The organism is Hymenobacter plasmatis (genome assembly GCF_020711255.1).
In the GTDB taxonomy this organism is placed as follows: domain Bacteria; phylum Bacteroidota; class Bacteroidia; order Cytophagales; family Hymenobacteraceae; genus Hymenobacter.
Genome location: NZ_JAJFAW010000005.1, coordinates 86,054 through 105,744, shown reverse-complemented (window position 1 = coordinate 105,744; position 19,691 = coordinate 86,054). Strand labels below are relative to the sequence as shown.

18 protein-coding genes are annotated in these 19,691 nt (G+C 61.3%); 8 read left to right on the top strand and 10 right to left on the bottom strand.

What is annotated here, in order from left to right; genetic code table 11:
• Positions 1 to 16 precede the first annotated feature (16 nt).
• A complete protein-coding gene (locus tag LJ738_RS05140) occupies positions 17 to 1,009 on the bottom strand; it encodes an alpha/beta fold hydrolase (RefSeq protein ID WP_227785237.1) in 993 nt (330 codons plus the stop codon).
• Between the two features lie 233 nt (positions 1,010 to 1,242).
• Positions 1,243 to 1,698 (bottom strand): peroxiredoxin, encoded by a 456-nt coding sequence (locus LJ738_RS05135; protein ID WP_227785236.1) that lies wholly within the window; start codon positions 1,696 to 1,698, stop codon positions 1,243 to 1,245.
• A 137-nt stretch (positions 1,699 to 1,835) separates the two neighbouring features.
• On the opposite strand from LJ738_RS05135, the gene LJ738_RS05130 reads away from it, so the two are divergent.
• The 3 genes from LJ738_RS05130 to LJ738_RS05120 all read left to right on the top strand — a co-directional run bounded on the left by LJ738_RS05130 (position 1,836) and on the right by LJ738_RS05120 (position 5,460).
• Positions 1,836 to 2,534, top strand: a complete 699-nt coding sequence (locus LJ738_RS05130; RefSeq protein ID WP_227785235.1) for a glycosyltransferase family 2 protein — start codon at positions 1,836 to 1,838, stop codon at positions 2,532 to 2,534.
• A gap of 75 nt (positions 2,535 to 2,609) precedes the next feature.
• Positions 2,610 to 4,064 carry a cellulose synthase family protein gene (locus tag LJ738_RS05125; protein WP_227785234.1) on the top strand — a complete coding sequence of 485 codons (1,455 nt, stop codon included), beginning with the start codon at positions 2,610 to 2,612 and terminating at the stop codon, positions 4,062 to 4,064.
• A gap of 19 nt (positions 4,065 to 4,083) precedes the next feature.
• The gene (locus LJ738_RS05120; RefSeq protein ID WP_227785233.1) at positions 4,084 to 5,460 is read left to right on the top strand and encodes an MptA/MptB family glycosyltransferase; all 1,377 of its coding nucleotides are present in this window, start codon (positions 4,084 to 4,086) and stop codon (positions 5,458 to 5,460) included.
• Between the two features lie 164 nt (positions 5,461 to 5,624).
• Here the strand turns inward: LJ738_RS05120 and LJ738_RS05115 are convergent, their stop codons facing one another.
• The 5 genes from LJ738_RS05115 to LJ738_RS05095 form a co-directional block, all read right to left on the bottom strand.
• Positions 5,625 to 6,275, bottom strand: a complete 651-nt coding sequence (locus LJ738_RS05115; RefSeq protein ID WP_227785232.1) for a TIGR04282 family arsenosugar biosynthesis glycosyltransferase — start codon at positions 6,273 to 6,275, stop codon at positions 5,625 to 5,627.
• Positions 6,268 to 6,798, bottom strand: coding sequence for a rhodanese-like domain-containing protein (locus LJ738_RS05110; protein WP_227785231.1), 531 nt, complete (start codon positions 6,796 to 6,798; stop codon positions 6,268 to 6,270). The genes LJ738_RS05115 and LJ738_RS05110 overlap by 8 nt, the downstream gene beginning before the upstream one ends.
• A 109-nt stretch (positions 6,799 to 6,907) precedes the next feature.
• Entirely contained in the window at positions 6,908 to 7,447 is a 540-nt protein-coding gene (locus LJ738_RS05105; protein WP_227785230.1) for a heme NO-binding domain-containing protein, read from the bottom strand.
• A gap of 139 nt (positions 7,448 to 7,586) precedes the next feature.
• Entirely contained in the window at positions 7,587 to 8,489 is a 903-nt protein-coding gene (locus tag LJ738_RS05100; RefSeq protein ID WP_227785229.1) for an anti-sigma factor, read from the bottom strand.
• Between the two features lie 7 nt (positions 8,490 to 8,496).
• Positions 8,497 to 9,057 (bottom strand): RNA polymerase sigma factor, encoded by a 561-nt coding sequence (locus LJ738_RS05095; RefSeq protein WP_227785228.1) that lies wholly within the window; start codon positions 9,055 to 9,057, stop codon positions 8,497 to 8,499.
• Between the two features lie 223 nt (positions 9,058 to 9,280).
• Between LJ738_RS05095 and LJ738_RS05090 the strand changes: the two genes are divergently transcribed.
• Positions 9,281 to 10,675, top strand: a complete 1,395-nt coding sequence (locus tag LJ738_RS05090; RefSeq protein WP_227785227.1) for an NAD-dependent succinate-semialdehyde dehydrogenase — start codon at positions 9,281 to 9,283, stop codon at positions 10,673 to 10,675.
• 228 nt (positions 10,676 to 10,903) lie between these two features.
• Here the strand turns inward: LJ738_RS05090 and LJ738_RS05085 are convergent, their stop codons facing one another.
• From LJ738_RS05085 to LJ738_RS05075, 3 genes are all read right to left on the bottom strand, one after another.
• Positions 10,904 to 11,671 carry a YdcF family protein gene (locus LJ738_RS05085; protein ID WP_227785226.1) on the bottom strand — a complete coding sequence of 256 codons (768 nt, stop codon included), beginning with the start codon at positions 11,669 to 11,671 and terminating at the stop codon, positions 10,904 to 10,906.
• Between the two features lie 25 nt (positions 11,672 to 11,696).
• Positions 11,697 to 12,056: a thioredoxin family protein gene (locus LJ738_RS05080; protein ID WP_227785225.1), complete on the bottom strand. Its 360-nt coding sequence runs from the start codon at positions 12,054 to 12,056 to the stop codon at positions 11,697 to 11,699.
• A 120-nt stretch (positions 12,057 to 12,176) separates the two neighbouring features.
• Positions 12,177 to 13,928, bottom strand: a complete 1,752-nt coding sequence (locus LJ738_RS05075) for a DUF885 domain-containing protein (RefSeq protein WP_227785224.1) — start codon at positions 13,926 to 13,928, stop codon at positions 12,177 to 12,179.
• Positions 13,929 to 14,072: 144 nt separating this feature from the next.
• Here LJ738_RS05075 and aspA point away from each other — a divergent pair, with 144 nt between their 5' ends.
• The 4 genes from aspA (at position 14,073) to LJ738_RS05055 (ending at position 19,516) form a co-directional block, all read left to right on the top strand.
• Positions 14,073 to 15,479: an aspartate ammonia-lyase gene (gene aspA, locus LJ738_RS05070; protein WP_227785223.1), complete on the top strand. Its 1,407-nt coding sequence runs from the start codon at positions 14,073 to 14,075 to the stop codon at positions 15,477 to 15,479.
• Between the two features lie 209 nt (positions 15,480 to 15,688).
• Positions 15,689 to 16,564, top strand: a complete 876-nt coding sequence (locus LJ738_RS05065; protein ID WP_227785222.1) for an alpha/beta hydrolase — start codon at positions 15,689 to 15,691, stop codon at positions 16,562 to 16,564.
• Positions 16,565 to 16,658: 94 nt separating this feature from the next.
• Positions 16,659 to 17,678, top strand: a complete 1,020-nt coding sequence (locus tag LJ738_RS05060) for an aldo/keto reductase (protein ID WP_227785221.1) — start codon at positions 16,659 to 16,661, stop codon at positions 17,676 to 17,678.
• Positions 17,679 to 17,917: 239 nt separating this feature from the next.
• Complete coding sequence (locus LJ738_RS05055; protein ID WP_227785220.1) at positions 17,918 to 19,516, top strand: protein adenylyltransferase SelO; 1,599 nt, start codon at positions 17,918 to 17,920, stop codon at positions 19,514 to 19,516.
• Positions 19,517 to 19,691 lie beyond the last annotated feature (175 nt).

The window sequence follows — 19,691 nt, the reverse complement described above, 5'->3', positions numbered from 1 at the left end:
CTCACCGCTGTAAGCGCTACTTTAGAAACGCTAGCAGCGCTTGGTGGAATTGGGCTGGTGCTTCCAGGTGCGGAATGTGGCCCACCTTGTTTAGCTCAACCAGCTTGGCACCTTTTATCTGGGCGGCAGTGCGGCGGCCCAGCGCCGGGTATTGGCCCATTTGGGCCAGCAATTTGGGGTCTTTTATCAATCCTTTGCCCACCACGGTGCGGTCCTGCTGGCCGATGATGAGCAGCGTGGGCATGGCGATGCGGCCGAATTCATAGCTCACCGGCTGCTGGTAAATCATGTCAAAGGTGAGGGCATTGGCCCGGGCTACTTTCGGGAAGTCGGGACTTTTGGTTTGGGCGGCCAGGGGCAGCAGCCATTGGTCGTGGGCGGCCGGGTAGCCGTTGGGATAGTAGGTTGTGTGGTACTTGCGGATGCTGGCCTCGGTGCTTTTTAGCTCAGATGCCTCGGCCTGGTCTATGCTTTGAAAAGGCACGCCAACACGGTAATCTTCCAGCCCAATCGGGTTTTCGAGCACCAGCTTTTCGGTGGTTTCCGGGTACAGCAGGGCGAAGCGGGTGGCCAGCATGCCGCCCATACTATGCCCCACGATGACGGCATTTTTCACGCCCAGCGTATCGAGCAGGTGCTTGGTGTTGCGGGCCAGTTGGTGGAAAGAGTAGTGGATATCGGCCTTGTCAGACTTGCCAAACCCAATCTGGTCGGGCACCACCACCCGAAACCCGGCCGCCGTCAGCACCTTGATGGTTTCGCGCCAGTAGGCTCCGAAGAAATTCTTGCCGTGCAGCAGCACCACGGTGCGGCCGTTTGGCCTGGCGGTGGCCGGCACGTCCATGTAGGCCATGCGTAGGGCTTGGCCTTCCAGCTTCAGCGGCAGTGTTTTTACGGGGTACGGGTAGTCATAGCCGTCGAGCGTGGCGTTGAGAACAGCAGGTTGGGCTGAAGCAGAAGTGGATGCGAGCAGCAAGAGAAACAGCAGCAACAAAAAGGAACGGGGCATCGCGATGGAGAAGGTGAAATTCTCATTACGCGAAAGCCAGGGCTCGCGCTTGCGCCGATGTATGAAAACTGTGCTATGTGCTTCTGTTATCCTAAACTATTGTCATGCTGACTCAGGAAGCATCTTCTCACGTTTGGACGACTCGTTCAACCGTGATAAGATGCTTCGCTGCGCTCTGCATGACAGACGATTAATTGCCCAGACAACTAACGGTGCAAAGACGTTGAGCAGTACTAAGCCGGCAGCCCAGCCAACACTTTCTTGGCGTTGTTCACATGGTCAGTAGCACCGCTCAATGAATTGAAAATGTACTGGATGACACCCTTCTTATCAATCACGAACGTGACGCGGCCCGGCAGCAGGCCCAGCAGCGCACGGGGCACCTCGTAGAGTTTGCGAACTTCGCCTTTTTCATCGGCCAGCAGCTGGAAAGGCAGGTTGTGCTTGGCCGTGAATTTCTGGTGCGACTTTTCGCTGTCGGAGCTGATGCCTACTACTTCGGCGCCGAGGTCTTTGAAGTCCTCGTATTGGTCGCGGAACGAGCAGGCTTCGGCCGTGCAGCCGGGGGTGTCGTCTTTGGGATAGAAGTACAGTACCACGTGGCGGCCTCGCAGCTCGGAGAGGCGAAAGGTTTCGCCGGTGGTGGTCTTGAGGGTAAAATCGGGGGCGGGTTGGCCTACCTGGAGCATATCTCGAGTAAATGATTGACAGCCGCAAAGTAGCGGCAGCGCGCTGCTTTACGGCGGCGGCGGCATCTTTGTGGCGCGGCTGGCTTGTGCGGTCGCCTTTATTGCTTTGCCGGGGCTTGGCTCCGCTCCTGTCTTTCATGCCCCAACCCCGCATCAGCGTCATTATTCCCGCCCACAACGAAGCCAAAGCCATTGGGCTGGTGCTGGGCGAAATCCCGGCCGGCCTGGTGCAGGAAGTGGTGGTAGTGGATAATAACTCGAGCGACGACACCAGCGCCGCCGCCCATGCCGCGGGCGCCACTGTGCTCCGCGAGCCCCGCCCCGGCTACGGCTACGCGTGCCTGGCCGGCATGGCCTACGTTTTTGGCAAGCCCCAATCCGAACAGCCCGAAATCGTCGTATTCCTCGACGGCGACCATTCTGATTTTCCCGAGCAGATGCCGGAGCTGCTGGCGCCCCTGCTCCGGGGCGATGCCGATATGGTCATCGGCTCGCGGGCGTTGGGTGTGCGGGAGCGCGGCGCGCTGCTGCCCCAGCAGCGCTTCGGCAACTGGCTGGCTTCGCGGCTGCTGCGCCTGCGTTACGGCGGCACATTCACTGATTTAGGGCCTTTCCGGGCCATCATCGCTCCTGCCTTGCTCAGCCTCCACATGGAAGACAAAACCTACGGCTGGACGGTGGAAATGCAGGTAAAAGCCGCCCGCCACGGCCTGCGCACCGTGGAAGTACCCGTGCGCTACCGCAAGCGCATCGGCACCAGCAAGGTGTCGGGCACGGTGCGCGGCACCATCGGGGCCGGCTACAAGATTCTGTGGACCATTTTTCGGTATTGGTAAGCCCGCTTGCTGCTACTTTCCTGCTTCTTTCTGGCAATACTTCTCCGTGTTTTTGGTCTTCTGCTCGTTTTTGTAATGCCGGTACTGCCTCTTTTGCTTGTGGTGCTCTATGGCCTGTGCCTGCTGTTTATTATTTGCTTCAGCCTGGGCCAGTGGCAGCTTACGCGGTTGGCGCGGCGGGCCTATGCCCGGCCCGATGCCGCGCTGCCCCCTGCCCCGGCCGCGTGGCCCCGCGTGACGGTGCAGCTGCCGCTCTACAACGAGCAGAACGTGGTGGAGCGGGTAATTGACGCCACGGCCGCCCTCGACTACCCGCCCGAGCTTCTGCACATTCAGGTACTCGACGACTCCACCGATGCCACCGTGGCGCTGGCGGCAGCCCGCGTGGCCCACCACACCGGCCGGGGCCTGCGCATCAGCCACGTGCGGCGCCCCACCCGCGAGGGCTACAAGGCCGGCGCCCTGCGCCACGGCATGGACGAAACCGACGGCGAGTTCATCGCCATTTTCGACGCCGACTTTGTGCCCACGCCCGATTTTCTGCGCCGGACGGTGCCGTATTTTTTGCAGGACGAAACCGTGGGCGTGGTCCAGACCCGCTGGGGCCACCTCAACCAGGATGAATCCTTGCTCACGCGCCTGCAGGCATTTGGGCTGGATGCGCACTTTCTCATTGAGCAGGTGGGCCGCACCTTCGCCGGGTTTTTCATCAATTTCAACGGCACCGGCGGGGTGTGGCGCCGCACCTGCATCACCGATGCCGGCGGCTGGCACACCGACACCCTCACCGAAGACCTCGACCTGAGCTACCGCGCCCAGCTGCGCGGCTGGCGCTTTGTGTACCGTCCCGAAATAGTGGCGCCCGCCGAACTGCCCGCCGTGATGGACGCGCTCAAGTCGCAGCAGTTTCGCTGGACCAAGGGCGCCGCCGAAACCGCCCGCAAGCACCTGGGCGCCATGTGGCGCTCGTCGCAGCCCCTGGCCACCAAGCTGCAGGCCACCTTTCACCTGCTCAACAGCAGCGTGTACGTCGTGATTCTGCTCATGGCCCTGCTGAGCGTGCCGCTGGTATTTGTGCGCGCCAATTACGCGGGCTACAAGCTGGTGTTTCAGCTGTCGTCGGTGTTTTTGCTCGGTTTTGCTCCGCTCATTTACTACTACTATACCGCCTGGCGGCTGGCCCGGCCCACCGGCAAGGCCCAGCTATATCCAGGGTTCTTTCTGCTGTTTTTGTCGGTTTCCATGGGCCTGGCTCTGCACAATTCCCGGGCGGTGATATTGGGCTGGATGGGGCAAAGCACGCCGTTTGTGCGCACCCCCAAATCCGGCACCCTGGCGCGGGGCAAACGCCGGTACCGTACCGGTGGGCTGGGCCCTCTGGAGGTGCTGGAAGGCTTATTGGCCGCGTATTTTGCCTTCGGGCTCGGGGCCGGCATCTACTTCGGCGATGCGGGGCTGGTGCCGTTTCACACGCTGCTCACTTTTGGCTTTGCGGCGGTGTGCTTTTACTCGGTGCGGCACGCCCGCTAAGCTTTCCATTCCAAACTCATTGGCCACTAAGCTTCGTTCGGTTTCGCAAGTTGCGGCGCTCCTGCTTTCGGGCGCAGCGTATGGTGGGCTGGCCTATGCCACGCCGCGGGCGCACTTTGGGCAATTGGTGGGGCTGTTTGCCGTGGCTTTGCTGGCCTATGTCTGGCTGCTGCGCAGCGAAATACCGCTGCGGTGGGGCCTGGCGGGCGCCTTGCTGTTCCGGCTGCTGTGGCTGCCGGCCACGCCCGCCCTGTCCGACGACGTGCACCGCTTTCGCTGGGATGGCCTGCTGGTGGCAAATGGCGCCAACCCCTTCCAGTTTCGTCCCGACGAAATCATTGCCGATGGTGCCCGCACGGCCATCCCAAACCAGCCGCGCCGCGACGTGGCCCTGCCGCAGCTGCAGCAGCTCTACCGCCAGATAAACTCGCCCCACTATTATTCGGTTTACCCGCCCGTTTGCCAGTTTATTTTCGGGGCGACGGCCCGGCTGTTTCCAGTTTCAGAGGCTGGTTTTGCTGCCTGCCTGCGTGCCGTGGTGCTAGCGGCCGAAGTGGGCACGGCCTGGCTGCTGCTGGCGCTCTTGCCCGCCTTGGGAATGCGCCCCGAGCGGGCGCTCCGGTACCTGCTGCACCCCTTGGTGATTGTAGAAATCACGGGCAACCTGCACTTTGAAGGGCTGGTGTTCTTTTTCCTACTGCTGGCACTATGGCTGCTCAGCCGCAACCGTTGGGCTGTTTCGGCGGTGGCGTTGGGGCTGGGTGTGGCTACCAAGTTGCTGCCTTTGCTGGCGTTGCCCCTGCTGGTTAGGCGGTTGGGCTGGCGCCGGTTTCTAGCATATGTGGCTGCCGTGGCGGGCACGCTCCTGCTGCTTTTCAGCCCCTTTATTTCGGTTGAGCTGTTTGTGAACATCAGCCGGAGCCTCAACCTGTACTTCCGCAGTTTTGAGTTCAACGCTAGCTTCTACTACCTGCTGCGCGCCCTGGGGTATTGGCTCACTACTTACAATGAAATTGCGATTATTGGGCCGTTGCTGGCGCTTACCAGCGGCGTCGTTGGGCTGGCGCTGGCGTGGCGCGAGCGGCGCCTCAGCGGGGCCGCATTGCCCCAAACGCTGCTGCTCATGCTCACGGCCTACTACGCCCTGGCCACTACCGTGCACCCCTGGTACCTGACGCTGCTAATTGGGCTAAGTGCCTTGTCCCGGTTTCGCTTCCCGCTGGTGTGGGGCGGCATGGCCGTGCTCTCCTACGCCGCCTACCGCACCAGCGCGTATGCCGAAAACCTCTGGCTCGTTGGGCTGGAATATGCGGTTACGTTTGCTGTGTTAGTCTGGGAGCTTTACCGGCCCGATGCTGATAAGCAGCCCGTAATCGCAGCTTCTAAAGCTCCTTAATGCTGTCAGTGGGCGATGCCGAGGACAGCTTACAGCTGTAGCTTAGCCTATTAAAATTGTCAAAAAATCAGTACAGAGTAGCGCCGCAACATGTCGCGTCTTTACTGCTTGCTTATTTTCCTGGCGGCCAATTAGCTTTAATGCTGCTTGTACACATCTTATTCTCAACCCTCTATAGCTGCTCGCCAGGTGGCCAGGTCCTCGGCCGTGTCCACGTCGTGCAGCTCCGGCAGCAGTGCCACGCGCCGGCCCAGGCGTCGGGCATCGGCCACGGTATCGGCCAGCACCGTTTCGGTGCTCCAGGCTTTGTTTTGAAACAGCTCTGGCTGGGGCTGGCGCAGGCCCAGCAGGTAATACCCGCCATCGGTGGCCGGGCCCAGAACCACGTCGTGCTGGCTTAACAAGGCAAAAGCTTCGGTGAGATGCTCGGGCCGCAGGCCGGGGCAATCGGTGCCGATGATGGCCACCTTCTCGGCTCCAGCCGCAAACGCTGCCGCGAAAGCCGCGGTCATGCGCTGGCCCAAGTCGCCGGCTTGTTGGCTGCGGGCAGTTAGTTGAGCCCACTCCTGCGCCTCCAGCGCCGTGGGTTCCGGGCCGGCGGTACCGGCTAGCCAAACCGTGGCCGCCACGCCCGCCTCCGCTATCGCCGCGCGGGTGATGCCCAGTAGCTCGTGGTAAATGGCCAGCGCCTCGGTGTCTCCCACGCCGGCAGCGAGCCGGGTTTTCACTTGGCCCAGCGCGGGCACCCGCGCAAATACCAGCAGTTGCACCGCGCTGGTTGGGGTAGTTATTGCGTCCATCAGTTCTTTACTCATATACTTTTTGCCCGTTTTTGAGCCAGGGGCTCCACAGCGGCGAGTACGGGTGCACGTTGTGGGTGAGGCCCTGGGCGTTGTACACGGGGAAGCCTTCGTTCACCCATTCAAACAGTCCACCGTACAGATTGCGCACGCTTCGGAAGCCCAACGTGTGCAGCCGCTCGCCTAGCCGCTCGCTGCGGTAGCCCACCGAGCAATACACCACCACCGGCTGCTTGCGGTCGATGCCCACAAATTTTTCCTTGGCCAGCGAATCATAATTCACGAACCGGGCGCCGCGCAAGTGGCTCACCTTGAACTCGGCCGGGGTGCGGGCATCGAGCAGCAGCGGCGCGGCGGGCCGGCTCAATTCCTGTACCAGGGCCGCCGCTTTGACGGTGGGCACGGTGTTGCGATACAAGGCCTTCAGAAGCCGGTCGTAGTTGGGATGGCTGCCACCCGGAGTGCCGGTGCCAGCCTGGCCGCAGGCGCTCAGCGCAAACAAGCTAAAGAAGGCTAAACTGGCGCGTTTCAAGGCCATAGTGGCGCAAATAAGGGAAATGAAGGAAGAATGGCTAGCCGAGTTGAGCTGATTGTACCTCCCGATGAAATGTATCTGGGAATGAAAAACCACTTGGGCGGCCTGCGGTTCAATTGCGGCGCACGCGGATGCTCACCCGTTCGCCTTCCTCGCTGGTGGTGGGCATCACGTCGATGCGGTCGGCTTCGTCGAAATAAGTGGCCAGGCCCCGCACGATGCCCACGGCCAGGCCGCTCATGCGCCGCGTCGAGACGTACTCTATCATCAGCTCGTTGGGGCCCAAACGCGTGACGTTGAGCACGGGCGGCGCGTTTTCGGAATGCTCCTGGCGCACCTGCTTGTGCATAGTATCTTCCGTGTGCTCAATCATTTCCAGGGTTCGCCAGCCGGGCTGCACCAGTTTCTGGTACATGTACATGAGGTCGGGCACCAGGTACTCGCCGAACTTCTCGTGCAATTCGCCCGCCGACATGCCGGTCATCTCGGCCGCGTGGCCCACCAGGGCATAGATGTGCTCGTCGGGGTAAACAGTCTTGTGGTCAAACTCGGTGTTTTCGAGGCCCGATAGCTCCACGAGCTTCACCCAGGTGCTGTGGTCGTACTGGGTTTGCACATAGCGCTTTAGCAACGTAAAAATAGTGCCGTGCATAGAACAGGATTCCAAACTGGTAGAAAACAAAATTACCGCCTGGCAGCCGCTTCGGCCATCAGGCGGTAATCGTCCGAAAGGTATTGTAAATCAGCTCAACTCTTTCTGAATTCCATTCAAGGAAATGCTTGCGCGGCTTTTATATATTCCCCACTACGGTCATGGTGCTCAGGGTTGGGCTCACGCTGCCGCCTTCGGGCTCCACCGTCATGGCGAAGGTCTGGGCGCTGGCAATGTCCTTCATCTGCTGAATTCCCTCGCCGGTAGCCGTGGCCGCGGTGAGCACGCCGGCATCTACGGGCTTGCCTTTGTCGAGGGCCCAGAGCTGGTACTGCTTGCCGGCGGGCAGGGCGGGCAGGCTTTTCACATCGACGTAGACCTTGTGGGTAGCGGGATTGAACAGCACCTTGGCATGCGCGGTGGGGGCGGTTTTGGTGCCGGCCAGGGCCACGGCCCGGAACTCGTCGCTGCGCAACACCTCGTTTTCCTGGCGCAGGGCGCCGAGCTCCTTCTGCACCACGGTGGTCGTGGTGGCAAAGCGGGCCTGGTCGTTTTGCAGGGCCACGAGGTCGGAGCTGGCGTCTTTCCAGCGGGTGTAAAGCAGGGCATTGGCGCCCAAACTCAGGATGAGGGCCACCGAGGCCGCCATGGCCCAAGTGGAGCGCGAAGGACCAGCTACGGGTGCTGACGATATGGGGCGTACCACCGCTTCCGGCGCAGCGGCCACGGGTTGAGCTGCAGAAACATAGGCGCCGCTATTGGCTTGCGCCACGGCGTCTACATCGGCCCGCAGCGTGCTGGCGGGCTTGGCAATCTGGGCCATTACGTTGCCCAGCACCCGCTCGCGCATGCCGGCGGGTGGGGTGATGGCGTGCGCTTCGGCATAAAAACCTAATGCCTCCTGTACCTGTTGCAGTTCCGTCCGGATTTCGGGGTGGCGGGCCGCCTGAGCTTCCACGGACGCTTGTTCGGCGGGCGAAAGCTCTCCGAGAGCGTATTGCTCCAGGATGCCCGATTCTATATAGTCTTGGATGTTTTCCACGATTGATTCAGCGAATAAGTTTGCTAAGGACTTTGATGGCGGTGCGGGCCCGGGTTTTCACCGTTCCCAGAGGAAGGTTGAGCTCCTCGGCCACTTCACTTTGCGTAAAGCCCTCGAAATAGAGCAGGTCGATAATCTGACGCTGTTCGGGAATCAATTTTTGGGTGATTTCCTGCAGCCCAATGTGTTCCGGGCGGAAGGTCGTGGGTGCGGCTTGGCGCTGCGCCGTCAGACTATCGTCCAGTCCCTGAGTGCGGCTACCTACGCGGTGCTGTCGTGAGCGGATTTTATCGATGCTCAGATTCCGGCATATATTCAGAACCCACGTAAAGAGGCGGCCCTTGCTGGAATCGTAGCTGGCAAAGGCGTGCCAGATTTTCACCAGGGCTTCCTGCAGCACGTCTTCGGCTTCGTCTTCGGCTTTCACAATGCGAAAGATGACGCCGTAGAGGGCCGACGAATACCGCTCGTAAAAGAGCGTCATGGCCGATTCGTCGCGGGCCTGCAGCCGCCGCACGAGGTCCGCCTCGGCGGCGGGTGGTAGGGAAATAAGGGGGGTATCGGACACGGGAGTGACAGAAAGTGGAAAATGAGGCCGGAACCGGCGCCATACTTAGCGCACGAAAATACGCGGAGCGGGGCAATGGGCACCATGCGCGCCGGGCCTACGTAACCGTACCACCCCCGCTGAAGTTGAAGCTTTAGGAAATTACCGCCTTGCGCTTCAGCTTTAAGGCCATTTTCCGTCTACAGTTCCGTCTTCCTCACCCCGCTATTCTTCCCCTTCCGCTATGGCCATCGAAACCTACAATCCCCACACCGGCCGCGTGCTGCGCCGTTTCACTGCTTTTAGTTGGGCCAAAACCGAGCGCATCCTCGACCAGGCCCACCGCGCCGCTGCCAAGTGGCAGGCCACGCCGTTTGCCCACCGGGCCGACGTGTTGCGCGCCGCCGCGGCCCTGCTGCGCGAGCGCCAGGACGACCTGGCCCGCACCATGGCGCTGGAAATGGGCAAGCCCGTGACCGACGGCCGCGCCGAAGTGCAGAAATGCGCGGCCTGCTGCGAGTTCTACGCCGAGCACGCCGAAGGTTTCCTGGCCGATGAGGTGGTGAAAACCGACGCCAGCCGCAGCTTCATCAGCTACCAGCCCCTTGGCGTGGTGCTGGCCATTATGCCCTGGAACTTCCCACTCTGGCAGGTCGTGCGCTTTGCCGCGCCGGCTCTCATGGCCGGCAACGTGGGCCTGCTCAAGCACGCCTCCAACGTGCCGCAATGCGCCCTGGCGCTGGAGAAAATATTTCACGATGCGGGGCTGCCGCCGGCGTGTTTCCGCACCCTGCTCATCGGCTCCGATTTGGTCGAGAAACTGCTGAGCGACGACCGGGTGCGCGCGGCCACGCTCACCGGCAGCGAGGGCGCTGGCGCCTCCGTGGCCGCCATCGCCGGTGCCCACATCAAGAAAACCGTGCTGGAGTTGGGCGGCAGCGACGCCTTCATCGTGCTGGCGGATGCCGACGTGGCCCTGGCCGCCAAAACCGCCGCCCAGGCGCGCATGATAAACACCGGCCAGAGCTGCATTGCCGCCAAGCGCTTCATCGTGGAGAAGCCGGTTATCAAGGATTTCATCAGCCAGATGAAAACCCACCTGCTGGCCATGCGCCCCGGCGACCCCCTCGACGAGGCCACGCAGTACGGCCCCCTCGCCCGCCCAGACCTCGCCGATGAGCTCACCAAACAGGTAGACGACTCCGTGGAGCAAGGCGCCAAAGTGGAGCTGTTCGGCGGCCAGGCTAAGCCCGGCACCGCCCTGTTCCGGCCCATGATTTTGTCGAACATCAAGCCCGGCCAACGCGCCTACGAGGAAGAGCTTTTTGGACCGGTGGCCTTGGTACTGGAAGCCAAAAACGCCGACGACGCCGTGCGCCTCGCCAACGACTCTCGCTTCGGCCTGGGCGCCGCCATCTGGACATCGGACCCCAAGAAGGGCGAGGCAATGGCCCGGCACATTGAGAGCGGCGCCGTGTTCGTCAACGGCCTCGTAAAATCGATGCCCGAGCTGCCCTTCGGCGGCGTCAAAAAATCCGGCTACGGCCGCGAGCTGTCGTACCTGGGCATCCGGGAATTTGTGAACCAGAAATCCGTGTGGATTGGCCAGGATTCGGCCGCGCCTGCGAAGGTGGAGTAGTGCGAAGGGCGGGTTTTAGCTCAAGTAAAATTGAACCAGACAACTTGGAGTACGCAGGGTAGCTTCTCGCTTCGTTGTCATGCAGAGCGCAGCGAAGCATCTTATCACGGCACAACGATTCGTTTTGCGGTGATAAGATGCTTCGCTGCGCTCTGCATGACAGACGATTACAACGAAGCGGTAGAGATGCTTCGCTGCGCCCGGCATGACGTTCCAATTCAGCCCAACTTACAAATACCCCGACACCTTATAAACGGCCCAACCACTCATCTCGTGCACCAGCAAACTCCAGAGCACCAGAGCTTCAGGGTTGGGCACAAACCAGTAGTCTGGGGTGCGGGCGCGGTCGGTAGTCCGGAAGCCGGCGGGGAATGGAATGGGATTCAGCCCAACTTTATGAAAGCAGCCCAAGGCGCGTCGCTCGTGAAACGCCGAGGTTACCAATATTAACGACTTGATGTCGGGGTAGGCAGCCAGCAGTTGCTTTGTGTACACGGCGTTTTCGTGCGTGTTGCGGCTGCGCGTTTCCACCAGAATGTCCGACTGCGGCACACCGGCTAGGCGCAGCAGCGTGGTTAAGTCCTCGGCTTCGGTGTGGGCCCTTTGCTGCACCGCTCCCGAGCCGCCCGATACGATGATGCGGCGTACCCGCCCGGCCCGGTACAGCCACAGTGCATTGGTAAGGCGGTCGGCGCCCTGGCCCAGGTACACCCGGTCGTGCGGCGATTTGCTGACTTCCGTAACGCCGGTGAGCACCACAGCCGCATCGGCGTGGGCGGGCAGTGCCGCGAGTGGCACCGGCGGCATTTCCCACGCCAGCAAGGCCTCGTTGACGAGGGCCGGATTGGTGCCGATGAGCGTGAGCAGTGCGGCGGCTATCAGCCACCGCCGCTGGCGGCGCGGCTGCCGGGTCACCAGCGCCGCCAGCAGCAACGCCAGCAGCCACACGGTGGGCAGCAATACGAAATCAAGAATTTTGGAAAGCAGAAAGAACATCGCCAAAAGTAAGGCGACGGGCGTGTTAGGCCGGGTGGGGTTGGTGAGCGCGCAGGCGGTCAAGTTGGGCCAGCACGGCCGCATCGGTTACCTGGGTGTCGCACTCCAGCATCCGGCCCTGGCAGTAGCTCACGAAAAACGGCGCCGCGCGCTCGGCCATCAAGTGTTTGGCCACGGGGTTGTCGTCGGAATCCAGGCGGATGAACAGGATGCTGTCATAGGCCTTGTCGTCGGCAAGCTTCAGGAAGCCCGGGGCTACCAAAGCACAAATCGGGCAGTTGTCGGCGGTGAATTGGGCAAACACCTTCGAGTGCTCATAGATGAACTGGCGTAGTCCCTGGTCATCTGTATCAACGACGGCTGAATTGAGTAGTTTTTCTAACATAGAATAAGTAGCGGTGGCGGGGCACCGCCAAAAACAAGGTCAAACTTGATGCCCCGCGCCTCAGACACCATGAACATCTAAATGATTCCGGTGCCCCAGCGCAGGCGGTTGGGCTGGCGGTTACTTCCGCAGCATCAGCTCGCGGATGTATTTGACCGGGGCGCTGCCGTAGCTGAGAAACTCTTCGTGAAAGGCTTTCAGGTTGAAATCCTTGCCTTTTTTCTTCTTCAACTCTTCGCGCAGGGCATAAATCTCGGTGTAACCCGAGAAGTAGCTGCTGAGCTGCACTTGGCTGAGCGTGGCGCGCAGCCACTTGCCGCGGGCCTCGGCCTCCTCCTGAAAACCGTCGCGCCGTAGCATCGTCACCACGTCGTTTTCGCTCATGTTGTTGACCTGAATGGCGCGGTCGATGATGGTATTCAGGGTCACGCGCATATTCCACTTGTCCCAGAGCAGCCACATTTCGTCGGAATTATTGCCGTAGCCGTTTTCCAGCATCATACGCTCGGCGTATACGGCCCAACCCTCCACCATGGCGCCATTGCCGAAAATGCTTTTCACCAGCGAAGGCGAGCGGTTGGCGTAAACCAGCTGGGTATAGTGGCCGGGGATGGCCTCGTGGATGTTGAGGATTTGCAGGGTGTAGTCGTTGTACTCGCGCAGGTAGCTTTCGGCCTGAGCGGGCGTCCACTCGGCCGGAATCGGCTCCACGTTGTAGTAGGTGTTGGCGCCCTTATCGTAGGGGCCGGGAGCCGATACGCTGGCGCCCGCGCCGCTGCCACGCATGTAGAGCGGCGTTTCGCGCACCACCAGCGGCTTGCTGGGGTCCTGGGTCAGGAGCTTATGTTCGTTTACAAACGCCACGAGCGTGGGAATCTGGCGCTTCACCGCATCCACAAACCCTTCGCGCGGGGCATGCTTCAAGGTGAGCTGATTGACGACGGCGGTAATGAGGGCCAGCGTATCGGCCGGGGCTTTTTGGCCGGGGAAATACTTAGGGTACAGCCGCGCGGCGCGGTGGCCCATGTCGTGCAACAGCTCGGCCTTGTGCTTCAGGGCTTGCTGGTAAATTTCGGCGGCAGTGAAATGCGACTGTATGTCGTAGGCAAACTTCTGGTCAAACAGGTCCTTGCCGATGCGGAACGAGCGAAACTTGCCAGCTGGCAGCACCTGCTTTTGCAGAAAATCGAGGTAGCCCTGCACCGCCTGCCGCGTGGTGGCAATGCGGTCGGTGAGCGTTTTCTTTTCGGCCGCGCTTAGTCCCGATTTCTGTACCGAGTCAGCCAGGGCCGAGCCGAATACGGCCAGGCCACCGGTGTTTTGCTTGATGGCCAGCTGGGTGTGCTCGCGGGTGGGGTTGCTGAGGTTTGCCCGAGCAGCTGTATAAAACTCGCTGGCGTGGCTGATTTTGTCGGAGATGTTGCGCAGGCGGCGGTCCAGCGGGAAGTAGCGGCCGTTGAGCAGGTCGCCCACCGTGGCGCCCAGGTTGTAGCCGGCCGGGTTCCACTGCCAGTTCTGGAGCGTGTCGGCATACCAGCGTTCGGCCCGCAGCTCGTTGCGCAGCAGTCGCAGGTCAATCTGGTTGTTGGGCGAGAGGCTATCCAGCGAAAACTTGCCCAGCGCCGCCAGGTACTGCTGCATGAAAGCGGCGTCGCGCTGGCGCTGGGCGGCATCGGGTATTACCAGCAGCGAGTCGTACTTGTGGTAGCCCTGCGAGGAGGCAAAATCGGGGTTTTGACGCCACAGCGCTTCAATAAACTGGTTTTTGAAGGCATCGAAGCGGGCATCGGGCGCAGCGGTTGCGGCCGGCTTATCGGCATGGGAGCAGCTGGCTACGGCCAGGGCCAGCAAGGGCAGGTAACGGAGTTTCATGCAGAGCGAAAACGCGGATAATTTTTGGGCAGGAATGCAGTAAAGGAACGCCGCAAACCCCACAATTAGCAAAGCTGGGCTGTACGTTTGTCTGCCGCTTTACTCATTTCGTACAAGCCCCTCCATCCCACCCTTCCCATGCCCATGACCACCTTCCGACTTGAACACGACTTCCTCGGCGAGCGCGAACTGCCCGACACCGCTTACTACGGCATCCAGACCCTGCGCGCCCTCGAGAATTTCTCCATTACCGGCATTCCCATCAACACCGAGCGGCTGTTTGTGCAGGCCCTGGCTTATGTGAAAAAAGGCGCGGCCCTGGCCAACTGCGAGCTGGGCGTGCTGCCCGCCAACATCGGCGAAGCCATTGTGGCGGCCTGCGACCGGGTGGCGGCCGGCGAGTTCGACAATCAGTTTCTTACCGACATGATTCAGGGCGGTGCGGGCACGTCGGTGAACATGAACGCCAACGAGGTCATCGCTAACGTGGCCCTCGAAATCATGGGCCACCCCAAGGGTGCTTACCAGTACTGCCACCCCAACAACCACGTCAACTGCTCGCAAAGCACCAACGACGCCTACCCTACCGCCTTCCGCATTGCACTCAACAACAAGCTGGTGGGCTACCGCGAAACCCTAGGCGCCCTAGCCGATGCCTTCGCCCAGAAAGGCGTTGAGTTTCAAGACGTGCTCAAGATGGGCCGCACCCAGCTTCAGGATGCCGTGCCGATGAGCATGGGCGACGAGTTTCACGCCTTCGCCACCAACCTGCGCGAGGAGCTGCTCCGCATCGACGACTCGCGCCGCCTCATCGACGAAATCAACATGGGCGCCACCGCCATCGGCACCCGCGTAAATGCCCCCGCCGGCTACCCCGAGCTAGTGACCGAGCACCTGCGCCGCATCACCGGCCTCAACCTGAGCTTGGCCGGCGACCTCATCGAGGCCACCTACGACACGGGCGCCTACGTGCAGCTCTCCGGCGTGCTCAAGCGCACGGCCGTGAAGCTTTCCAAAATCTGCAACGACCTGCGCCTGCTCTCCTCTGGCCCCCGCTGTGGCATCAACGAAATCAACCTGCCGCCCCTGCAGCCCGGCTCCAGCATCATGCCCGGCAAGGTGAACCCCGTGGTGCCCGAAGTGGTGAACCAAACCGCCTTCTACGTCATCGGGGCCGACCTCACCGTGACCATGGCCGCTGAAGCCGGCCAGCTCCAGCTCAACGTGATGGAGCCGGTGATTTCCTTCGCCCTGTTCACCAGCATCAGCTACATGACCAACGCCTGCCGCACCCTGCGCGACAAGTGCGTGGTGGGCATCACCGCCAACAAGGCCCACGCCGAAAGCCTCGTGCGCAATAGCATTGGCATCGTCACCCAGCTCAACCCCGTCATCGGCTACGAGGCCTCGGCCGAAATCGCCAAGGAAGCCTTGCTCACCGGCAAGTCGGTGCACGAAATTGCTGTAACGGAACGCGGGCTGCTCACCCAGGAGAAATGGGACGAGATTTTCACCTTTGAGAACCTGATTCGGCCGGTGTTTATGCGGTAGCGACAGTTGGTATTTTCTGGCAGTCTGTTATGCAGCTCGCGCCGTCTGTCATGCAGAGCGCAGCGAAGCATCTTCTCACGGCTCAACGATTTGTGCTGACCTGATAAGATGCTTCGCTGCGCTCTGCATGACAGACGATTGATTTATTGCTGCATGCAAGCGCTATCTGCATGAAGTTCTTTTCCCTCCTAATCTTTCCCATTCACCCCATGCCCCGCCTCCTACTCCTCGCTCTACTCCTGTTCACAGCCACTACTGCCTCCTTCGCAGCTCGCGTTGATACGCTAGCCATTCCCAGCGCGGCAATGCACAAAACCTACCGCGCCGCCGTGGTGCTGCCGACTTCCTACGCCAAAAACAAGAAGGCCCATTACCCGGTGCTTTACCTGCTGCACGGCGCCTACGGCCACTTTGCCGATTGGCTGAAAAGCACACCCGACAAGCAGCTGGTGCACAACCTAGCCGACCAGTACAACATAATCATTGTGCTGCCCGAGGGCGAAACGTTCAGCTTTTACCTCGACAGCCCAGTGAGCCCCGATAGCCAGTTTGAAACTTACTTGACGAAGGAGGTTCTGCCCAAAATCGACCAGACCTACCGCACCGTGGCCGACCGCAAAGGGCGCGTCATCGCCGGGCTTTCCATGGGTGGGCACGGCGCCCTGTACCTCTCGGCCCGTCACCCCGACCTCTACTACGCCGCCGGCAGCATGAGTGGCGCCCTTGATTTGATGAGCTTGAACCGCAAGCTCTCCCCCGCCGACGTCGCCCAACGCGTAAAGCTCTGGGCACCCATCCTTGGCTCTGAAGCCGACAACCCCGAACGCTTCGCCGCCAACTCGGTCATGGGCCTCGTCGACCAGATTCAGCGCAACAAGCTGCCGCTCATCATCGATTGCGGCGTTGATGACGGCCTGATTGACATCAACCGCGAACTGCACCGCCGCTTGGTCTACAACCACACCCCGCACGACTACACCGAGCGGCCCGGCGCCCACACCTGGGAATACTGGCAGAATGCGCTGCCGTACCAGCTGCTCTTTTTCCAGCAGGTGCTGAAGCAAAATGGGGTAACGGTGCTGTAGCTGGGTTGGCCGTAGGTTGAGCTGGCTCAAGTCAGCCCAACAACATTCCGGCCCGGCCTCGGTTCTTTCCCGCTATCACCCTTACTCTGTCTCTATGAAATACAACCTACTCGGCCAAACCGGCCTCAAAGTATCGGAGCTCTGCCTCGGCACCATGACCTTTGGCGGCAAGGGCTGGGCCCAGGCCATTGGCTCGCTCCAGCAGCCAGCCGTGGACGACATTATGCGTCGCGCGCTCGACGCCGGCATCAATTTCATTGACACGGCCAACGTCTACTCCGAAGGCCTTTCCGAGGAGCTCACCGGGCAGTCCATCCGCAACCTGGGCGTGAACCGCGACGATTTGGTCCTGGCCACCAAAGTGCGCGGCAAAATGGGCGAAGGCCCCAACGATTCCGGCCTCACGCGCAAGCACATCATGGCCGAAGCCGAGGCCAGCCTCCGGCGCCTGAACACCGACTACATCGACCTCTACCAAATCCACAGCTACGACCCCCTCACGCCCCTCGACGAAACCCTGCGGGCCCTCGACGACTTGGTGCGCAGCGGCAAAGTGCGCTACATCGGGGCCAGCAACCTGGCGGCCTGGCAGCTGATGAAGGCCCTCGACTACTCGCATTTCCGCCACCTGTCCCGGTTCGTGTCGCTGCAAGCCTACTACACCATTGCGGGGCGCGACCTGGAGCGCGAACTGGTGCCGCTGCTGCTCGACCAGAAAGTGGGGCTAATGGTATGGAGCCCCCTGGCCGGCGGCTTCCTCAGCGGCAAGTTCACCCGCGAAAACCAGCACGCCGACGACTCCCGCCGCAGCGGCTTCGACTTCCCGCCCGTCAACAAAGACCTGGCCTTCGACATCATCGACCACCTGCGGCCCATGGCCCTGGCCAAAGACACTTCGGTAGCAGCCCTGGCGCTGGCCTGGCTGCTGCACCAGCAAGTGGTGACCAGCGTCATCATCGGCGCCAAAAAGATGGAGCAACTCGACGACAACCTCCAGGCCATCGACGTGCGGTTTACGCCCGAGGAACTGCAGCAGCTGGATGAGGTAAGCAAGCTCACGCCCGAATACCCGGGCTGGATGCTGGCTTTCACCGGCGGCGACAGACAAGCGTAACTCCTGCCCCAAGCACCTTCACCTAACAGGCCCGCAGCTCAACTGTGGGCCTGTTGAGTTTGCTGGGAATCAGCAAGGATTTTTTAAGTGTGCGCGTTACGGTGTTGGGCTGCCCTGATTTCGGAAGCACCCTCATCCGAAGCTGAACCGAACAAGCCTGCTCCATACGCGTTTGCCAGCTTACAGCGGCTGGTTTTGGTCCTGCTGCTCCGTCTCTTTTTGCTCACTATTCTATCCACATGACTCCTCAGCAACTACACGAAGCCGAATTCAGCAACACTTTAGTTGATGAGCTGCACGGCGAAACCGCCCCGGACAACCGGCCCCGCCAGGTGCCGGGCTACACGTATTCGCGGGTAGAGCCGACGCCCGTGCGCGACCCGCACCTGCTGGCCTGGTCCGACGAACTGGGCGACTACCTCGGCCTGGCCCGGCCCGCCGAGCGCGGCCCCACGGTGGATGCCCTGGCTGGCAACCTCGTAACGGACAGCATGAAACCCTTTGCGGCGCGCTATGCCGGCCACCAGTTTGGCAATTGGGCGGGCCAGCTCGGCGACGGCCGCGCCATTTCCCTGGGCGAACTGGAAGCCACCGACGGCAGCACCTGGGAAATCCAGCTCAAGGGCGCGGGTCCCACGCCCTACTCGCGCCGCGCCGATGGCCGGGCCGTGCTGCGCTCCTCCCTGCGGGAGTTTGTGTGCAGCGAGGCCATGCACTACCTGGGCGTGCCCACCACCCGGGCCCTTAGTTTGGTGGGCACCGGCGATACCGTGGTGCGCGACATGTTTTACAACGGCAACCCCCGGCCCGAGCCGGGCGCCATTGTGGCCCGCGTGGCGCCCACCTTCATTCGGTTTGGCAACTTCCAGATGATGGCCGCCGCCGGCGAGCTGGACAACCTGCGCGCCTTGGCCGACTACGTTATCACGCACCACTACCCGGAGCTGGGGGCGCCCTCAACGGAAGTCTACGTGCAGTGGTTTGCCGAAATCTGCCGCCGCACCGCCGTGATGGTGGCCCACTGGATGACCGTGGGCTTCGTGCATGGCGTGATGAATACCGACAACATGTCCATCCTGGGCCTCACCATCGACTACGGCCCCTACGGCTGGCTCGAGCCCTACGACCCCGGCTGGACGCCCAACACCACCGACTTCAGCTACCGCCGCTACGCCTTTGGCCAGCAGCCCCAGGTCGCGCTCTGGAACCTGGCGCGGCTGGCCGAGGCGCTGGCGTTGCTCGTTGCCGATGTCGAAGTGTTACGGCCCGGCCTTGATTTGTATGTCACTGCGTTTGAAAGCACACGACAGGAAATCATGCTCCGCAAACTGGGGCTCACCGCCCTGCACCCCAAGGAAGACGCGCACCTGACCGGCGGCCTGCACGAGGCTCTGGCCGAAGCGGAGGTTGACATGACTATTTTCTTCCGGCAGCTTTCGCACATTGCCCCAGCGCTGGTGACGGCACCCGAGCAGGAAAGCGAACGGTTTCAGGAGCTGCTGGCCGCTGCGACGTACGTTCCGCTGCCCAACCCAGCCCACGCGCCTTTGCTCCAGTGGCTGCAGCGCTACCTGCAGCGCCTGCGGCAGGAAACCAATTCCGAGGCAGCCATCAAGACCCTGATGCTCGGCGCCAACCCCAAGTACGTACTGCGGAATTACCTGGCTCAGAACGCCATTGAAGCCGCCGAAAAAGGCGACCTGGCCTACTTGAACACCTTGATGGAAGTTCTCAAAAACCCATTCAGTGAGCAACCCGAGCACGAGGAATTTGCCGCCAAACGCCCCGATTGGGCCTGGGACATGCCGGGCTGCGCCACGCTTTCGTGCAGTTCATAAGCTTGTAGGCATTGGCCGGAATTCTGCGTTTTAAATTCCGCTCAACTTCCGGCACAAAGTCTTCCCGAAGCCTTGATATAGCAGTAAATCACTTTGGTAACGTTGCAAAAGACCTCCGTAGCCCAACGGAGGTCTTTTTGTTGTCTGCTTGAAACCGCCGGGCTTCCTACTTTCG